General features: G+C 64.4%; 16 protein-coding genes. 4 read left to right on the top strand and 12 right to left on the bottom strand.

Annotated elements, in window-relative coordinates:
- Positions 1 to 6: 6 nt before the first annotated feature.
- The 10 genes from ACWPWO_RS17565 to rpsB all read right to left on the bottom strand — a co-directional run bounded on the left by ACWPWO_RS17565 (position 7) and on the right by rpsB (position 10,391).
- Entirely contained in the window at positions 7 to 561 is a 555-nt protein-coding gene (locus tag ACWPWO_RS17565; RefSeq protein ID WP_394059851.1) for an OmpH family outer membrane protein, read from the bottom strand.
- Between the two features lie 61 nt (positions 562 to 622).
- A complete protein-coding gene (gene bamA / locus ACWPWO_RS17560; RefSeq protein WP_454007682.1) occupies positions 623 to 2,965 on the bottom strand; it encodes an outer membrane protein assembly factor BamA in 2,343 nt (780 codons plus the stop codon).
- 52 nt (positions 2,966 to 3,017) lie between these two features.
- Entirely contained in the window at positions 3,018 to 4,352 is a 1,335-nt protein-coding gene (rseP, locus tag ACWPWO_RS17555) for an RIP metalloprotease RseP (protein WP_454007681.1), read from the bottom strand.
- A gap of 11 nt (positions 4,353 to 4,363) precedes the next feature.
- Positions 4,364 to 5,569, bottom strand: coding sequence for a 1-deoxy-D-xylulose-5-phosphate reductoisomerase (locus tag ACWPWO_RS17550; RefSeq protein WP_454007680.1), 1,206 nt, complete (start codon positions 5,567 to 5,569; stop codon positions 4,364 to 4,366).
- A gap of 40 nt (positions 5,570 to 5,609) precedes the next feature.
- A complete protein-coding gene (locus ACWPWO_RS17545; protein WP_454007679.1) occupies positions 5,610 to 6,464 on the bottom strand; it encodes a phosphatidate cytidylyltransferase in 855 nt (284 codons plus the stop codon).
- A gap of 11 nt (positions 6,465 to 6,475) precedes the next feature.
- Positions 6,476 to 7,240 carry a polyprenyl diphosphate synthase gene (uppS, locus tag ACWPWO_RS17540; protein ID WP_454007817.1) on the bottom strand — a complete coding sequence of 255 codons (765 nt, stop codon included), beginning with the start codon at positions 7,238 to 7,240 and terminating at the stop codon, positions 6,476 to 6,478.
- A gap of 25 nt (positions 7,241 to 7,265) precedes the next feature.
- On the bottom strand, positions 7,266 to 7,826 hold the full coding sequence (gene frr, locus ACWPWO_RS17535) for a ribosome recycling factor (RefSeq protein ID WP_394059856.1): 561 nt from the start codon (positions 7,824 to 7,826) through the stop codon (positions 7,266 to 7,268).
- A 20-nt stretch (positions 7,827 to 7,846) separates the two neighbouring features.
- Positions 7,847 to 8,563: a UMP kinase gene (pyrH, locus tag ACWPWO_RS17530; protein WP_454007678.1), complete on the bottom strand. Its 717-nt coding sequence runs from the start codon at positions 8,561 to 8,563 to the stop codon at positions 7,847 to 7,849.
- Positions 8,564 to 8,656: 93 nt separating this feature from the next.
- Complete coding sequence (gene tsf, locus ACWPWO_RS17525) at positions 8,657 to 9,532, bottom strand: translation elongation factor Ts (RefSeq protein ID WP_454007677.1); 876 nt, start codon at positions 9,530 to 9,532, stop codon at positions 8,657 to 8,659.
- 109 nt (positions 9,533 to 9,641) lie between these two features.
- Positions 9,642 to 10,391 carry a 30S ribosomal protein S2 gene (gene rpsB, locus ACWPWO_RS17520; protein ID WP_394059860.1) on the bottom strand — a complete coding sequence of 250 codons (750 nt, stop codon included), beginning with the start codon at positions 10,389 to 10,391 and terminating at the stop codon, positions 9,642 to 9,644.
- A gap of 402 nt (positions 10,392 to 10,793) precedes the next feature.
- Here rpsB and map point away from each other — a divergent pair, with 402 nt between their 5' ends.
- From map to ACWPWO_RS17500, 4 genes are read left to right on the top strand one after another with little or no spacing between them, the layout of a single operon-like run.
- Positions 10,794 to 11,594 (top strand): type I methionyl aminopeptidase, encoded by an 801-nt coding sequence (map, locus tag ACWPWO_RS17515; RefSeq protein WP_454007676.1) that lies wholly within the window; start codon positions 10,794 to 10,796, stop codon positions 11,592 to 11,594.
- Between the two features lie 4 nt (positions 11,595 to 11,598).
- Positions 11,599 to 14,184, top strand: a complete 2,586-nt coding sequence (locus tag ACWPWO_RS17510) for a [protein-PII] uridylyltransferase (protein ID WP_454007675.1) — start codon at positions 11,599 to 11,601, stop codon at positions 14,182 to 14,184.
- Positions 14,185 to 14,199: 15 nt separating this feature from the next.
- On the top strand, positions 14,200 to 14,913 hold the full coding sequence (locus tag ACWPWO_RS17505) for a MarC family protein (protein ID WP_394059866.1): 714 nt from the start codon (positions 14,200 to 14,202) through the stop codon (positions 14,911 to 14,913).
- A gap of 6 nt (positions 14,914 to 14,919) precedes the next feature.
- Entirely contained in the window at positions 14,920 to 15,411 is a 492-nt protein-coding gene (locus ACWPWO_RS17500; protein WP_454007674.1) for a disulfide bond formation protein B, read from the top strand.
- Between the two features lie 74 nt (positions 15,412 to 15,485).
- On the opposite strand, the gene ACWPWO_RS17495 is transcribed toward ACWPWO_RS17500, so the two are convergent.
- Both ACWPWO_RS17495 and ACWPWO_RS17490 read right to left on the bottom strand, forming a co-directional pair.
- Positions 15,486 to 16,937 (bottom strand): TolC family outer membrane protein, encoded by a 1,452-nt coding sequence (locus tag ACWPWO_RS17495; protein WP_454007673.1) that lies wholly within the window; start codon positions 16,935 to 16,937, stop codon positions 15,486 to 15,488.
- Positions 16,938 to 16,945: 8 nt separating this feature from the next.
- The gene (locus ACWPWO_RS17490; RefSeq protein ID WP_454007672.1) at positions 16,946 to 18,373 is read right to left on the bottom strand and encodes an HlyD family type I secretion periplasmic adaptor subunit; all 1,428 of its coding nucleotides are present in this window, start codon (positions 18,371 to 18,373) and stop codon (positions 16,946 to 16,948) included.
- Positions 18,374 to 18,376: the final 3 nt, after the last annotated feature.

Genomic DNA, 18,376 nt, shown 5'->3' with positions numbered 1-18,376 from the left:
GGTTCATCAACCGCCCAGTGCTTTCAGGACTTCTTCGGTGATGTCCACGCGAGGGCTGACGGTGACGGCATCCTGGATGATGAGATCGTAGCCTTGGGAATCGGCGATGCTCTTGATGGCGGCATCCGCTTTTTCGACGATGGCCGAGAACTCTTCGTTGCGGCGACGGTTGAAGTCTTCCTGGAATTCGCGACGCTTGCGCTGCAGGTCCGAATCCAGGTCGGCCAGCTGGCGCTGGCGCTTGACGCGGTCGGACTCGGACAGCACGGGAGCGTCCTTGTCGAATTTCTGTGCCTGGGCGCGCAGGTTGTTCGCCAGCTTTTCCAATTCTTCGTCGCGGCGCTTGAATTCCGCTTCGATCTTGGTCTGGGCAGCCTTGGCGGGTTTGGAATCGCGCAGGATGCGCTCGGTGCTGACGAAACCGATCTTGGTCTGAGCCTGAACAACAGGAGCGGCTGTCATGGCGCTGACACCCAGTGCGGCAGCCAGAACGAGCGCTTTATTGCCACGGGTCAGGCCGCGGGCGATAGTTGTGAGTTTCATTGCGATGTTTGACTTCATGAAAAATCTACCTTGCTAATTAGGCTGCAGAATAGAGCAATTGTGCCATTAAACGCGAACATCAGAAAGCCGTGCCGATCTGGAACTGGAAGGCCTGCTTGTCATCGCCTTCCTTGGCGCGCAGGGCGCGGCCGTAGGATAGCTGCAGCGGCCCCAGAGGCGACTGCCAGGACAGGCCCAGGCCGGCGGAGTACTTCCAGCCGCAAGGATCCGTGGAAGGACTGTCGGGACGGCCCATGGCGCAGCCGCCGCTGGTGTTGTCCACCTTGCCGGCGTCGGCGAACAAGAACCAGCGCAGGGTGCGATCCCGCGTGGCGCCGGGGAATGGCAGATACAACTGGGCATTGGCGATCATGCGGCGCGAACCACCCAGGTAGTTGCCGGTGAGCGTATCGCGCGGACCGAGCGAGGCGCCTTCGTAGCCGCGCACCGAGCCTATGCCCCCGCCATACACGTTCTTGATGACCGGATAGGACTTGCTGCCATAGGCGCGACCCCAGTCGATGGCGCCGTTCAGCGCCAGCGTGTAGGCGCGGCCCAGCGGGATGTAGTGCTGGTGGCTGGCGCGCAGCATGTAGTAGCGCAGGTCCATGGTGCCCAGGTCGCCCGACAGGCTGGTCAGGCTGCCCTTGTTGGGAGCGATGGCGCTGTCGCGGGTGTCCTTAGACCAGCCCAGGTTGAAGATGAACGCGTTGGTGCGCTCGCCGTACTCGGCCACGTAATCCTGATACGCGCGCGGCGTGTACTGCGGGCTCAGGCGCGAGAGCTTGTTCTGCTCGAAATTCACGCCCATGAAGATGCGGTCGTACTCGGAAATCGGCACGCCGAAGTTCAGGCCCGCACCGATGGCGGTGTTCTGATAGTCGCCCCAGGCGTTGTTGGCCTCGTAAGGCGTGGTGCGGCGGTAGTAGATCGAAGTGGTCTTGCTGATGCCGTCGCGCGTCCAGTACGGATTGGTGTGGCTGATGACGGCGGCGCGGTTCACCTTGCTGGTATTGACCTGCAGGGACAGGCTGTTGCCGCTGCCGAAGATATTGTCCTGGCTCAGGCCGGCGGAAAGGATCAGCTTGTCGGTCGAGCCGTAGCCCACGCCCAGGTTGATCAGCCCGGTGGGCTTTTCCTTGACGTCCACGTTCACGTCCACCTGGTCGGGCGAGCCGGGCACCGGCTTGGTATTGACGTCCACTTCATTGAAGTAGCCCAGGCGGTCGACGCGGTCGCGCGAGAACTTGATGCTGGACGAGTCGTACCAGGCGGCTTCCTGCTGACGCATTTCGCGGCGGATGACTTCGTCGCGCGTGCGGGTGTTGCCGCCGATGTCGATGCGGCGCACGTATACGCGCCGGCCCGGATCCACGTAGAAGGTCAGATCCGCCGTATGCCCCTCGCGATCCAACACGGGATTGGGGTTGACGTTGGCGAAGGCGTAGCCCAGGCTGCCCAGGTATTCCGTGATGGCCTTGACGGTGGCGTTGGTCTTGTCGGCGGAGAAGACCTCGCCGGCCTTCTGCTGCACCAGGGGCTGGATCTTGTCGTCCAGACCCAGCAGGTCTCCCGCCAGCTTCACGTTGCTGAGCGTATAAGGCTGGCCTTCATGCACGGTCAGGGTGATGAAGATGTCCTTGCGGTCCGGCGAGATGGACACCTGCGGCGGCTCGGCCGAATACTCCAGGTAGCCGCGGTTCAGATAGAAGGAGCGGATGCGCTCCATGTCGCCTTCCAGCTTCTCGCGGGAATACTTGTTGGTGCCGGTGTACCAGGTCATCATGCCCGAGGTGGTCAGCTCCATCTCGTCGAGCAGGCGGCTCTGCGAGAAGGCTTCGTTGCCCACCACGCGGATTTCCTTGATCTTGGCCAGTTCGCCTTCGAAGATGTCGAAGCTCACGCCCACGCGGTTGCGCGGCAGGGGCGTGATGATGGGCGTGATCTCCACGCCGTACTTGCCTTTGGACAGATATTGCTGCTTGAGTTCGAACTCCGCGCGCTCCAGCATGGAGCGGTCGAACACGCGCCCTTCGCCAAAACCGACCTGGGCCAGGGACGTGATGATGTTCTTGGAGTCGAACTCGCGCATGCCGTTGAAGGACACCGAGGCGATGGTCGGGCGTTCCTTGACGTTGACGATCAGCACATTGCCGCTGGTGTCGATCTGGACGTCGCTGAAAAAGCCCGTGGCGTACAGGCGCTGGATGGCGTCGGCAGCCTGTTCCTCGGAGAAGGACTCGCCCACCTTGACGGGCAGGGACGAGAACACGGCGCCGGGATCGACCCGCTGGATGCCGTTGACTTGAATATCGCGCACGACAAACGGTGCAAATGCATTCGCCAGGGCGGGGGCAAGGAGACTTGCCACCAGCACGGGCAAGACACGCAACGCAAAAGTGGGTTTCCGGCTAAACGACATCCTGGACAATCCTTGGTCGGTCAAATGGTTGGAAATTGTATGCCACACGCCGTCAACTGAAAAGGCGGGTGATGTCATTAAAAAATGCAATGCTCATCAGCACCGCCAATGCGCTCAGGCCCAGACGCTGGCCTATCATCAGCATGCGCTCCGACGCGGGCTTGCCGCGTACGGCTTCGATGGCATAGTACAGTAGATGCCCACCGTCCAGCATGGGCACGGGCAATAAATTCAGCAATCCAATGCTGATGCTGATCAGCGCCAGAAAATTCAGGTAGGCGATCAGGCCGATGCGCGCCGTCTGACCCGCATAGTCTGCAATAGTAACCGGCCCGCTGACATTGCGCACGGATACCTCGCCAGTGATCATGCGCCCTATCATCTTCAGGGAGAACCAGAAGGTCTCGGCCGTACGCACGAAGCCGCGCCGGACGCTGTCAACGGGCCCGTAGCGCACATGCACCATGTCGAAATCGGGGCCTATCTGGGCGCCGATGCGCCCAAGCACCTCGCCGTCCTCGCCGGCCTGCGCCCGAGGCGTGATGGACAGGTGCAGGATCTGCCCGGCGCGCAGCACGTCCAGCGCCAGCGTCTGGCCGGCGGACTGCTGAATCTGTTCGACGAACTGCACCACGTCCGGGTCCTGCCTGGAACCCAGCGCCAGGATGATGTCTTTTTCCTGCAGGCCAGCCTGCTCGCCGGCGCTGTCCTTGTACACCTCCTGGACTACGGCGCGCGGCGGCAGCAGGGCCAGCCCTGCCTGCGCCAGCAGGTCGCGATTGTCGGGCGTGATCTCGCCGGCCGGCAGCGACAGGCTGCGCTCGCGCTCCTGGCCTTGCGCATCGAGCACGCCCACCGCCAGCGTCCCGCCCGAGGACAGGGCCTCCATGAATTCCCAGCGCGCCTCGTTCCAGGAGCGGACCTCGCGGCCGGCTATGTCGATCAGGCGGTCGCCTGCCTGGAAGCCGGCCGGGGCGGCCGGCGTGCCGGCCTGCGGCCGGGCGATGACGGGCGCCGGCTCCTGCGCGCCCAGCACGCCCACCAGCGCGTAGATGATGACGGCCAGGATCAGATTGGCCAGCGGCCCGGCAAGCACGACGGCGGCGCGCTGCCACAAAGGCTTGCAATTGAAGGATTCCTGTACCTGTTCCAGCGTGGTGCCGGGCGGCGGATCATTCTGCATCGCCACATAACCGCCCAGCGGCAGAGCCGACACCGCCCACTCCGTGCCATGCCTGTCCTTGCGGCGGTAAAGCACCTTGCCGAAACCGATCGAAAAGCGCTCGACCCGCACGCCGCAGCGGCGCGCGACCCAGTAGTGGCCCAGCTCGTGGAAAGTCACGAGCACGCCCAGAGTCACCAGAAAGGCCAGCAAGGCGTACAGCATGTGGGATCCCGTCAGCCGCGCGGCGCCGTGCGGCAGTAATCCAGAGCCAGGGACCGGGCCTCCCGGTCCAGGTCCAGCACCGCATCCAGAGCGTCCAGTGACTGGGCGGCGCGGCCATTGAGTTTGTCCAGACAGTGTTCGATCACGTCCGGAATCTGAGTATAACGAATCTGCTCGCCCAGAAAGCGATCCACGGCGATTTCATTGGCCGCATTCAAGGTGACGCAGGCCGCCTGGCTGTTGCGCAAGGCCTCGTAGGCCAGGCGCAGGCAGGGAAAGCGCACCAGGTCCGGAGGCTCGAAGTCCAGCCGGCCTAGGGTCGCCAGGTCCAGCAGGCCCACGCCGCTGGCCAGGCGCTCGGGGAAGCCCAGGCCATAGGCAATGGCCGTGCGCATGTCCGGCTGGCCCAGTTGCGCCATGACCGAACCGTCGATGAACTCCACCATGGAATGGATGACGCTCTGGGGGTGGATGACGACATCGATCTGTTCCACCGGCACGCAGAACAGCCAATGAGCCTCGATGACTTCCAGTCCTTTGTTCAGCATGGTGGCCGAATCGACGGAGATCTTGCGGCCCATGCTCCAGTTCGGATGTGCGCAGGCCTGCTCCGGCGTGACGGCGTCCAGCTCGGCCAGGGGCCGGGAGCGGAACGGACCGCCTGAGGCCGTGACGAGCAGGCGGCGCAACCCCGCCACGGCCTGGCCGGCCTGCGCCGGAGCCTCGCCCGCCAGACATTGATAGATGGCGCTGTGCTCGGAGTCGATGGGCAGCAATTGCGCCCCGCCCTGCTGCACCGCTTTCATGAAGATGCCGCCGGCCGCAACCAACGCTTCCTTGTTGGCGAGCAGGACGCGCTTGCCGGCCCGCGCCGCCGCCAGAGCCGAGGGCAGCCCGGCCGCACCGATGATGGCCGCCATGACGGTCGTGACCTGGGGATCGGCCGCCGTATCGGCCAGGGCCTGGGCGCCTACGCGGATCTCGGGCAATGGCGCCCCGCCCGGCCAGGCGGCAAGAAAACGTTCGCGAGCGGCGGCGTCGGGCACCACGACCACTTTCGCCCGGCTGGAATGGGCCTGCCCGGCCAACTGCTCCATGCGGGTGTGGCCCGTCAGGGCATGGACGGCCATACGGTCCGGATGGCGGGCGATGACATCTAAAGTGCTGACGCCGATGGAGCCCGTGGCCCCAAGGACGCAGACATGCTGGAAGTTCATGAGTATTTCCTTGGCGCAGGCGCCCCGCATCCTTTCCGGATCAGGACAGCCACGCCCCACCTAAAAGCAAGGCCAGCGGCGCTACGGGCAGCAAGGCATCGATGCGATCATAGACCCCGCCATGCCCGGGCAGCAACTGGCTGGAGTCCTTGACGCCGGCGCGGCGCTTGAGCAGCGATTCGAACAGGTCGCCCACGATGGAGATGGCGGCCAGCAGCACCCCCAGCACGGCCGTGACGGTCCAGCCCCAGCGCGCGACCAGGTCCGCGCCGAAAGTGCCCGGCCACGCCGCGCTGAGCAACATCCAGGCGGCGGCGGCGGCCATCCCCCCGATTGCGCCCGCCCAGGTCTTGCCCGGGCTGACCCTGGGCGCCAGCTTGGCCTTGCCGAAAGCGCGGCCGGCAAAATAGGCGGCAATGTCGGCCACCCAGATCAGCACCAGCACGGACAGCACGTAAACGACGCCCCGGCCGTGCAGCAGATGATACAGTGCAGCCCAGGCGGCCAGCGGAGCGGCCACGCCCATCACGCACAGGAACGAGGTCTGGGCCCGCTGCTGGGCCTGGCCCTGCAGGACCAGCCCGGTTGCGCCCACCAGCCAGACGGCGACCATGATGGGCACCAGACCCCGATAGACCAGATCGGCGGCCTGCCCTTGCGGACCGCCTACGTACCAGTACACGCTCAGCCAGGCGATCAGCGCTCCGGTCAGCAAGGCGACCGCCCACGCCCCGCCCTGCTGGTCAGCCGGCAGGCCCAGGCCCCGCCATTCCCAGCAGCCCAGCGTGCCCAGCAATCCGAAGATGGCCAACAGCGGCCATTGCACCGGCGCCAGCATGGCGGCGCCGAGGATCACCAGCAGCACGATGGCGGTAATGACTCGCTGTTTAAGCATAAGGGTACTCCTCAGGGGGCGGAGGATTCCAGCACCTGAGCGCTGGTGCGGCCAAAGCGCCGCTCCCGTCCGCGATACCATTCGAACGCTTCCTCGAGCTCGGCGCGGCCGAAATCGGGCCAGTACACATCGGTGAAGTACAGTTCCGTGTAGGCCATCTGCCAGATCAGGAAATTGGAGATGCGGCGCTCGCCGCCGGTGCGGATGAACAGATCCGGTTCGGGCGCATAGGCCATTGCCAGATGCGGACTGAACAGGGCTTCGTCCAGTTTCTCCGGATGCGCAGCCAGTTCGGGATTGGCCGCGATGGTTTTCTGCGCCGCCTGCAGTATGTCCCAGCGGCCGCCGTAATTGGCGGCAATGGTCAGATGCAGGAGGTCATTGTCGCGAGTCTGTTCCTCGGCGCGGGCGATAAGCTCGCGCAGCTCGTCGCTGAAGGCGGACAGCTCGCCGACCACATGCAGGCGCACGCCGTTCTTCTTGAGCGTCGTCACTTCCTTCTGGAGCATCTTCACGAACAGGCGCATCAGCATGGAGACCTCCTCGGGAGGCCGGCGCCAGTTCTCGGAACTGAATGCGAACAAGGTCAGGTAGCGCACTCCCAGGTCGCCACAGGCCTCGACGATGCGTCGGACGGCCTGGACGCCGCGCAGGTGGCCCGCCGTACGCGGGAGCATGCGGCGGGTTGCCCATCGACCATTGCCGTCCATGACAATGGCCAGGTGACCAGGGACTTGACTGTGCGTCGGGATACGCTGAGTAGAACTGAATGGAATCACCTAGCCACCTGTTGTGCGGTCATCAGACCGTCATGATCTCGGCTTCTTTCTGCGCGATCAGCTTGTCGATCTCGGCGACGTACTTATCGGTCAGCTTCTGGACTTCGTCCTGGGCGCGGCGCTCCTCGTCCTCGGAGATCTCCTTGTCCTTGACTTGCTTCTTGAGCGTGTCGTTGGCGTCGCGGCGCAGGTTGCGGATGGCGACCTTGGCGTCCTCGCCTTCGCTGCGCACGACCTTGGCCAGGTCGCGGCGGCGCTCTTCGGTCAGGGCCGGCATGGGCACGCGGATGCTGTCGCCCATGGAAATGGGGTTCAGGCCCAGGTCGCTGTCGCGGATGGCCTTTTCAATAGGGCCGGCCATGTTTTTTTCCCAGACCTGCACATTCAGGGTGCGCGCGTCCACGACGGTGATGTTGGACACCTGGCTGACGGGCACGGGCGAGCCGTAGTACTCCACCTGGACGTGATCGAGCAGCCCCGTGGTGGCGCGGCCGGTGCGGATCTTGGCCAGGCCGGTCTTCAAGGACTCGATGGACTTGGCCATGCGGGTGTCGGTCGTTGATTTGATCTCGGAGAGACTCATGGACTTAATTTCCTATAACTTTAAACGTGGACCAGGGTGCCCTCGTCCTCGCCGGAGACCGCGCGCGTCAGGGCGCCGGGCTTGTTGATGGAAAACACTTTGATGGGCAGTTTCTGATCGCGGCACAGGGCGAAGGCCGTGGCGTCCATCACTTCCAGACGACGCACGATGGCCTCGTCGAAGCTGATGCGCGAATAGCGGGTCGCGCCGGGATCCTTGTTCGGGTCGGCGCTGTAGATGCCGTCCACCTTGGTGGCCTTGAGCACGATCTCCGCGCCCACTTCGGCGCCGCGCAGCGCGGCGGCGGTATCGGTCGTGAAGAAGGGATTGCCCGTGCCGGCCGCGAAAATGACGGCCTTGTTCTCTTCCAGGTAGCGCAGCGCCTTGGGACGGATGTAGGGTTCCACGACCTGCTCGATGTTCAGCGCCGACTGCACGCGGGCATCCAGGCCGCGGTGCTTCAGCGCATCCTGCAGCGCCAGTGCGTTCATGACAGTGGCCATCATCCCCATGTAGTCGGCCGTCGCGCGATCCATTCCCTGGGCGCCGGGAGCGATGCCCCGGAAAATATTGCCCCCTCCGATGACGATCGCCAGCTGCACGCCCAACTGGGCGACCTGAGCGATTTCTTCCGTCATGCGAAGAATGGTGCTGCGATTGATACCGAACGAGTCCTCGCCCATCAGCGCTTCGCCGGAAAGCTTGAGCAGGACGCGTTTGTAATGAGGGGTGGTCATGGTTGGGGTTCCAAGTGACGAAAGACAGGGAGAGTGTAAAGCAGCAGGGCAGGCACCGCCACTACGGTGCCTGCCCTGCAAGTTCAAGCCAGATTAAGCTTGACCGGCGGCAGCAGCCACCTCGGCGGCGAAGTCTTCAACGCGCTTCTCGATGCCTTCACCCACGACATACAGGGTGAAGCCGGCGATGGTCGCTTTGCTTTCGTTCAGCATCTGCTGGACGCTTTGCTTGTCGTTCTTGACGAAAGGCTGGTTCAGCAGCGTGACTTCCTTCAGGAACTTGGCCACGGCGCCGTCCACCATCTTGGTGACGATGTCGGCAGGCTTGCCGGACTCGGCAGCCTTCTGGGCGGCGACGGAACGCTCGGCTTGGATGTCGGCCGCGTCCTCGCCGGATGCATCCAGGGCCTTGGGGCGGCTGGCGGCGATGTGCATGGCCAGGTCCTTGCCCGCTTCCTCGGAGCCGGTGAAGTCGACCAGAACGCCGATCTTGCCGCTGTGGATGTAGCTGGCCAGCTGGCCGGCGGTTTCGTAGCGCTGGAAGCGGCGCACGGAGATGTTCTCGCCGATCTTGCCGACCAGGGCGGCGCGCACGCTTTCATCGGTGCCGTCGGCCAACGGCAGTTCAGCAAGGGCGGCCAGGTCGGCGTGATTGTTCTTGGCAACCAGCTGGGCGACCTGATCGATGAACTGGATGAAGTCATCGTTCTTGGCCACGAATTCGGTTTCGCAGTTGACTTCGACGATGGCGCCGGTCTTGGCGTCGTCGGCGATGTAGACCGTCACCAGACCTTCAGCGGTCACGCGGCTGGCGGCCTTGCTGGCCTTGCTGCCCAGCTTCACGCGCAGGATTTCTTCGGCGCGGGCCATGTCGCCATCGGCTTCGGTCAGCGCCTTTTTGCATTCCATCATGGGCGCGTCGGTTTTCTCGCGCAATTCCTTAACCATCGATGCGGTGATTTGAGCCACGGTTTTCTCCAATTCTGTAGAACGTGCCCCGGCGCGCCGGGGCGGTGCGAAATGCAAGTGTAGCCATCGGCCATGACAGCTTTGCGCATGGCCGATGGCTTCGAGCCGATTACTCCTGGGAGTCGGCGTCGACTTCGACGAATTCCTCGTCGGCAGCGATTTCTTCAACCAGACCGTTCAGGTTCTGCTCGCGGCCGGCCAGCACGGCGTCGGCGATGCCGCGGGCGTACAGGGCGATGGCCTTGGCGGAGTCATCGTTGCCGGGGATCACGTAGTCCAGGCCTTCCGGGGAGTGGTTGGTGTCGACCACGGCCACCACGGGGATGCCCAGGGTGCGGGCTTCGGCCACGGCGATCTTGTGGTAGCCGACGTCGATCACGAACAGGGCGTCAGGCAGGTTGTTCATGTCCTTGATGCCGCCGATGGATTTGTTCAGCTTTTCCAGCTCGCGCTCGAACATCAGGGCTTCTTTCTTGCTCATGCCTTCGGTGCGGCCTTCGGCCAGCTGAGCTTCCATGTCCTTCAGGCGCTTGATGGAGGTCTTGACCGTCTTGAAGTTGGTCATCATGCCGCCCAGCCAGCGGCTGTCGACGTAAGGCATGCCGCAGCGCTCGGCTTCGGCGGCGACCAGTTCACGGGCGGCGCGCTTGGTGCCGACGAACAGGATGTTGCCACCGCGGGCGGCCAGCTGGCGCACGAACTTCACGGCTTCTTCGTACTGAGCAACCGTCTTTTCCAGGTTGATGATATGGATGTTGTTACGCTGGCCGAAGATGTACTGCGACATCTTGGGGTTCCAGTAACGGGTTTGGTGGCCAAAGTGCACACCGGCTTCCAGCATTTCACGCATCAAAGACATGATTTTCTCCAAGGGTTTGGTCTTGTAACCGCCCGGTATCCGGTAAGGGCCGCAGGCTCGCCTGCATTCCAGACACCCCGAGACGGACGGTCACGCGATTTACAGCTACATTTAGGAACGCCGCCCAAGACGGGACTGGCGCATTGGACATACGGGCCCGCGACCGCGCAAAGCGACATGCGCTTGGCGACCGCCAGTGTCCGGCCCGTTGCTTTCATGAAAGGGCAAAACAGACGCCAGGCACGCACCGGGTGTATCCTAGAAGGATAAGGCGCAAGGCTCTCCCGCCAAATTTCACTTCTTTTGCCGGCACCACGCCCCCGTAAAGAAGGGTTTGCACTGCCGCAAAATTCACGAAAGCCTATAATTCTACTATTTTTCAACAGACCTGTTCAAGTTGCTATGAGTATTCTCGTCACAGACCCTTCCGACCTCGACAAAATGCGGGCAGCCTGCCGGACGGCAGCTTCGATCCTCGACTACCTGACCCCCTTTGTCAAAGCCGGCGTCACCACCGCCGAACTGGACAGACTGTGCATGGAACGCATCAACGAACTGCAGGTGAAGTCCGCCACCGTGGGTTACGCGCCGCCCGGCTACCCGCCCTTCCCCGGATCCATCTGCACCTCCGTGAACCACGTCATCTGCCACGGCATTCCCGGCGACAAGGTCCTCAAGAACGGCGACATCCTGAACATCGACGTGACCATCATCCAGGACGGCTGGTTCGGGGACACCAGCCGCATGTTCTATATTGGCGAACCCAGCATCCTGGCCCGTCGCCTGACCGAGACCACCTACGAATGCATGTGGCTGGGCATAGACCAGGTCAAGCCGGGCGCCACGCTGGGCGACATCGGCCACGCCATCCAGAAGCATGCCGAAAGCCAGGGCTTCTCGGTGGTGCGCGAATATTGCGGGCACGGCGTGGGCCGCAAGTTCCACCAGGATCCGCAAGTGCTGCACTACGGCAAGCCCGGCACCGGCGTCAAGCTGGAGGCCGGCATGATCTTCACCATCGAACCCATGATCAACGCCGGTCGCCGCGAGCTGCGCACCCTGGCGGACCAATGGACCGTGGTGACCCGCGACCACAGCCTGTCGGCGCAGTGGGAGCACGCCGTTCTGGTCACCGACACCGGCTACGAAGTGCTGACCGTCTCGCCCGGCATGCCTGCGCCGCCGGCTTTCATCAAGGCCTGATCCCATGCCCGGCCCGGCCCTGGCCTCGCTGCGCGACACGATCGCCCGCCGCCGGGCCAACGCCTGCCGGCGCTATCGGCAACACCTGCAGCCCGACGTGCTGCTCAAGGCCCTGCGCCGCATCTGCGACCAGGGCCTGCGTGAACTGCTCGCCCTTCATCCGCTGCCCGAACAGGCTTGCCTGGCCGCGCTGGGCGGCTACGGGCGCGGAGAGCTCTACCCCCACTCCGACGTGGATCTGCTGATCCTGCTGCAGCGCCCTCCCGACGCCCGGGACATTGCCCGCATCGAGGCCCTGCTGGCCGCCATGTGGGACATCGGCCTGGCCCCCAGCCATGCCGTGGTCACGCCGCAGCAATGCCTGGAACAGGCCGCGCAGGACATCACCACGGAAACCGCGCTGCTGGAGAGCCGCTGGCTGTCGGGCTCGCGCCTGCTGCTGCGCCACGTGCAGCGCCAATTGCAGAGCCAGCTGGATCCGCGCGCCTTCTTCCTGGCCAAACAGGCCGAACAGCAGCAGCGCCACGCCCGCCTGCAGGATACGCCCTATGCGCTGGAGCCCAACTGCAAGGAATCGCCCGGAGCCCTGCGCGACCTGCAGGTGCTGCTGTGGATGGCGCGCGCCGCCGGCCTGGGACGCACCTGGCGCGACATCGCCCGCTCGGGGCTGCTGACCCAGGCCGAGCTGCGCGCCCTGAGCCGCGTGGACCAGGCCTTCAAGCGCCTGCGCATCGAACTGCACCTGCTGACCGGCCGCGCCGAGGACCGTCTGCTGTTCGACCTGCAGCCGCGCCTGGCCGAGATCTACGGTTTCCAGCCCACCGCCACGCGGCGCGCCAGCGAACCGCTGATGCAGCGCTACTACTGGGCGGCCAAGCCCGTCAGCCCGCTCAACCTGATCCTGATGCAAAGCATCGAGGAGCGCCTGTTTCCCCAGCCCGATCAGCCGGCCCACATGCTGGACGACGACTTCCAGGTCCACCACGGCCAACTGGAGCTGCGCCGCCCCGACGGCTTCCAGCGCGATCCCTCCCTGATGTTCGTGGCCATGCTGCACCTGCAGTCGCGCGCCGACCTGCACGGCCTGAAAGCGGGCACGCTGCGCGCGCTCTGGCATGCGCGCCGCCTGATCGATGCGGACTTTCGCGCCGAGCCGCGCAACCGGCGCCTGTTCCTGCAGATCCTGCAGCAGCCGCGCGGCATCGTGCACACCCTGCGCCTGATGAACCTGCTGAACCTGCTGCCCCGCTACCTGCCCGTGTTCCGGCGCATCGTGGGCCAGATGCAGCACGACCTGTTCCACGCCTACACCGTGGACGAACACACGTTGAAGGTGATCCGCAACCTGCGCCGCTTCACCATGGCCGAGCACAGCGAAGAGCTGTCCATGGCCAGCCAGTTGATGAGCGGCTTCGAGCGCCACTGGCTGCTGTACATCGCCGCCCTGTTTCACGACATCGCCAAGGGGCGCGGCGGCAACCATTCGGAGCTGGGCGCGCAGGACGCCCTGGCCTTCTGCCAGGACCACGGCCTGAACCCGACCGACACCGAACTGGTGGTCTTCCTGGTACGGGACCACCTGACCATGTCGCAGGTGGCCCAGAAAAAGGATTTGAGCGACCCGCAGGTCATCTTCCAGTTCCTGCGCGCCGTGGGCACGGAGCGCCGCCTGACTGCGCTGTATCTGCTGACCGTGGCCGACATCCGCGCCACCAGCCCCACGGTGTGGAATTCCTGGAAGGGCAAGCTGCTGGAGGACCTGTACCGCCTGACGCTGGCCGCGCTGGGCGGCCAGGCCAGCGACGGCCTGTCCGTGCTGGAGCAGCGCAAGCGCGACGCCGCCGGCGAGATCCGCCTGGCGGGGCTGCTGGACGAGGCCCGCGAGCAGTTCTGGCAATGGCTGGACGACCATTATTTCCTGCGTCACGACGCCGGCGAGATCGCCTGGCACACGATCCAGCTCTACCATCAATCACACAGCCCGCAGCCCATCGTGCGCATCCGCGTGGCCGGCCAGACCGACGCCATCCAGGTGCTGGTCTACACGCCCGATTCGGAAGGCCTGTTCCTGCGCATCTCACGCTATTTCGACAGCCAGGCCATGAGCATCCAGGACGCCCGCATCTACACCACGCGGCATGGCTGGGCCCTGGACAGCTTCATCGTCATGCTGCCGGCCTACGAGCATGCGGCGCGACGCGATCCGCTGCTCATCGAGTCCGAGCTCAGCCTGGCCCTGCAGCAGGGACAGGAGCAGGCGGGGCCGGCGCCGTCCCACTACCGGGATTTCCGTTCGCGACGGGCGCGCGTGTTCCCGATCCAGCCTGCCGTGGACCTGCGCCCCGACGACAAGGGCGAGGACTGGATCCTGACGCTGACCGCCACGGACCGGCGCGGTTTGTTGTACAGTCTCGCCCAGGTCTTCGAGCGGCACGATGTCACCCTGCGCTCCGCCAAGGTCATGACGCTGGGCGATCGGGTGGAAGACGTGTTCGTGCTCGCCGGGCCCGCCCTGGAACAGAACCGCAACCAGCTGCGCTTCGAACGCGATGTGCGCCTGGCCCTGTCCCAACAACCCGCCTCAAATTAGGGTCCGCTCACACCAATGGAATTCCCCGCCTTCCTGGCCGATCTCAGCCGCAGCTTCCTGTTCGCGCTGGCAACCCTGCTGCCCATGCTCAACCCGCCGGCCGCGGCCCCCATCTTCCTGACCCTGACCGAAGGCGCCAGCACGCCGGACCGCGCCCGCCTGGCCCAGAAAGTCTCGATCAACATCTTCGTCATGCTGGCCATCGCCACCGTGGCCGGCAACATCGTCCTGAACTTCTTCGGCATCTCCCTGCCCATCATCCGGGTGGGCGGCGGGCTGCTGGTGATCGCCACGGCCTGGCGCCTGGTCAACGCCTCGGACTTCGATGCGGCGCATGCACAGAACATGGCCGAATCCTATTCCTGGGAACAGATACGCTCCAAGGCTTTCTATCCCCTGACCTTCCCCATGATCTGCGGTCCGGGTTCGATCTCCGCCGCCCTGACCGTGGGAGCCACCCTGCACGACAATACCGTCGCCGGCACGGCCGGCAAGCTGGCGGGCGCCGTGCCGGCCATCGCCGTCGCCGGCTTCGTGGTGTACCTGTGCCTGCGCTTTGCCTCGCAGTTCCTCTACAAGCTGGGCAAGAACGGCACCGCCGTGGTCATGCGCCTGTCCGCCTTCATCCTGCTGTGCCTGGGCGTGCAGATCGCCTGGGCCGGTTTCCATGAACTTTTCCTGGGTTTGCTGCACGAAGCATCTACCTTCCACTCCACGACGTCGTCCTGATTCGCCATGGCTGCCAACTCGAACCGCTCCGCCCTGCCCTACTACCTGATCAGCGCCCTCTCCTTCCTGGCTGTGGGCGCCGCCCTGGTGTCCCAGCACGTATTCAGCATGCCGCCCTGCGCCTGGTGCGTGCTGCAGCGCCTGATCTACCTGGCGCTGGGCGTGGCCAGCCTGGCTGCCGCGCTGCTGCGCCAGGGCGGACGCGAAGGCGCCTCGCGCGCGGCCGGCGTGCTGGCCCTGGCGGGCGCCGCCAGCGGCATGCTGGCGGCCTGGTACCAATACACGGTGGCCCAGCACCTGTTCTCTTGCGACCAGACCTTCGCCGACCGCTTCATCACCCAGTCGGGACTGGAAAGCGCCGTACCCTCGCTGTTCGGCATCTACGCCTCGTGCATGGACGCCCGGGTCGAGCTGTTCGGCATCGAGTACGCCCTCTGGAGCCTGGCGCTGTTCCTCATCCTGGGGCTGGGCCTGCTGATGACGCTGCTGCGGCGATAAGCCCTGACACCGCGGACAGCGCTCCCGCCAGCGGCTAGAGCATGACTGAAGACCAAGAAAAAACCGGACCGATTTTATGGCAATGCCGCACGCCGGCGGTCCGGCTGCAGAGCGAAGAATCTATCCACGGCTTGTATATCCTTCGGCTCCAAGACGCCTGCATGCAATCGCAGTGTCATCCATGACAGAAGATAAGCATAGCGCGCCTGTGCAAGGTTACGCGATGCATCGTAATACTGCTGCTCCGCCTGAAGCACATCGGCATTGACACGCTCTCCGCCGGCCACGCTCTTCTGCATGGCCCGGGTTAGCTCTCGCGCCGAATCGACGGCGTACTGATAGGCGCGCATCTTGGCCGCGCTGCTACGGAACAGATTGAATTGCTGGCGCAGTCCATTGAGAATCTCGGCTTGCCGGGCATTGCCCTCGTAACGCTGCTGCTCAAGCTGCTCAACGGCCTGCCGCACCGAAGCGGACACGCCTCCGCCGGCAAAGATCGGTATGCTCACTTGCAATCCAATGCTGTTGGTCTGATAGCGCTGGTCATACGTCGCTTCCGAACTGGATTTCTGCCGTCCCGCCGTCGCGTACAAACTGACTGATGGGAAATGGCCTGCGCGAGCTTGCTCGATACGCTGTTGCGCGGCATCCAGCGCATGGCGCTGCGCGGATAGCTCGGGGTTTTGCGCAAGCGCCATGTTGCGCCATTGATCAAAATCGGCATGTTCAATCGCCAGCTCCCTGAATGGCGAGGACAGCGGGGCCAGGTTCTCGATAAGGATTGTCCGCCCCACCATCGCGCCCAGTTCCCGCAGAGCGGCATCCAACGCATCCCGGGCCTCGATCTCCTGCGCAACGGCCAGATCATGCCTGGCCTGTGTTTCCAGGACATCGGTGCGTGTGCCTTCTCCGGCATCCAGCATCCGGCGGTTCAACGTCAACAATTCGGCGTAGGCGCGCTCCTGCGCGCGCGACAACTCGATCTGATCGTGCGCGTACAGCGCACCGGTATAAGCCTTGGCCACGCGCACTGCCAGTTCCTGGCTGCGACTGCGAAAGCGTTCGTCGGCATGATGCGCCTGGGCAACGCCGTAGTGATAGCGAGACCAGGCCTCGTAATCGAGCAATGGCTGCTGCAGTGTCAGGGCAGACGTGTAGCTGCGATAGTTCCGGTCAGCCGTCGTCACGCCGCCGAACAGCGCAGGCTGGGCAACCACGGAGTGATTGCTGCCTGCCTGGTACTGGTAAGACAGCCGAGGCAACAGCGCCGCCCGGCCGATGGCGCGCTCCTCGCGGCCCGCATTGCGTTCGGCCAGCGCAGCACGGTACGTTGGATCATGCTCCAACGCTTGACTAGACAAAGCCATGAGGCCGTCGGCATGGGCGGACATTGCTAGGCAGAACAGGCCCGACAAACACATCGACGTCAACAATTGGCGCCGATACGCGACACATCGAGCAGCAAAGCGGCCAACGCATCGCCCCCGCGGCGGCTGCACATCATTTTCCTCAACACTATCAAGCATGCTCTTCCTCATCGCTCCCGCAGGCTTTCCGTGGCGTACTCCACCAAAGGTCCCAGGAAATAGTCGATCACACGCCGCCGCCCCGTCTTGATCTCGGCCGTCACCGACATGCCCGGCGCCAGCCTCACATCCGTGCCGTTGATCTGGATGGTTGAGCGCGACAGAGCGATACGCAATGCGTACACCAGACCCAGTTTTTCATCGTTGATCGCATCGTCGGAGAGGGTCGTCACGGTGCCCGGCACGATGCCGTATTTGGTATAAGGAAACGTCTCGATTTTGACCTCCGCCTCCTGGCCCGGCCGCACGAACCCCACGTCCTTGTTTTCCAGAAAGGCTTCGATTTCCAGCATATGCTCCTGCGGCACCACCAGCAGCAAGGGCTGGGCCTCGGTCACGACGCCGCCGACCGTGCGTACCGCCAGCTGCTGTACCGTTCCGGAGACGGGCGCCGTCAAGCGTGTAAGGCGCTCGGATTGCCCCGCCTTGATCAAGTCCTGCTCCAGCAGCGCAACGCGTTCGCGCGCCTCGTTCAGATGATTCAGATTGGTGTGCCGCGCTTCGGCCAGCAGCGTGTCACGTTGCTGACGAGTCTCTCGGATCAGGGCCTCGACCTCTCGCACTCGACTGCGCTGCACCGCCAACTCGGACTCCTGTTCGATGCGCTCGCGCTCGCGTTCCAGAAAGGTGTTGCGCGCTACATATTGATTGCCGGCCAGCTCTCTAAGGGCTTCGGCGCGCTGGCGTGCAATGGGGGCGGTACGCGCCAGCCTGCTTACCAGGCCCAGAGTGGATTGGCGTTCGGCCTGTCGGCGTGCCAGTTCCGCGTCAATGCCCGCCAGTTTTGCCTGCAACGCCGCATACTCGCCTTCGGCCAGATGCCGGGCGTCAGCCAGCGCCCGCGCCGGCACATCCTCCACCGCAGGCAGAACAGGCGCCTGACCGGAGTCGATGGCGCGCAGAACAGCCTGTGCCCGCGCCGCCTGCAAGGTCCAGGCCTGCCATTCATTGAGCAAACGCTGACGTTCCGCTTGCGGCACGGTGCCATCCAGTTCGATCAGCAGATCGCCGGCCTGCACGGCTTGGCCTTCACGAACATGAATAGCCTTGATCGTGGCCGTGCCGACGGGCTGTACCACCTGCGTGCCTTCGCTGGGGATGATCTTGCCCTGAGCCGTGGCCACGATGTCCATGCGTCCAAAGATCGACCACGTCAGCGTCAGCAGCGCCAAACTCGCCAGCAGCCACATCAACACACGCGGCAGAGGCGATACCGGCGTTTGCTGCAAGGCCAGCGCGGCGGGCAGAAATTCAGCTTCGTCCGCTTCGTAGCGCTGACCGTCCAACGTTTTGCGTTCGCGCCAGGCGGCGGCAAGCCCCCGCCCATAGCGGCCGCACAAATCGAGCCAAGCCTCCGTACGACGTCCTGTTGCCATCGT

Source organism: Alcaligenes sp. Marseille-Q7550 (genome assembly GCF_965112015.1).
Note: the sequence above shows the minus strand (reverse complement) of the source record. Positions and strands in the feature narration are given on the sequence as shown.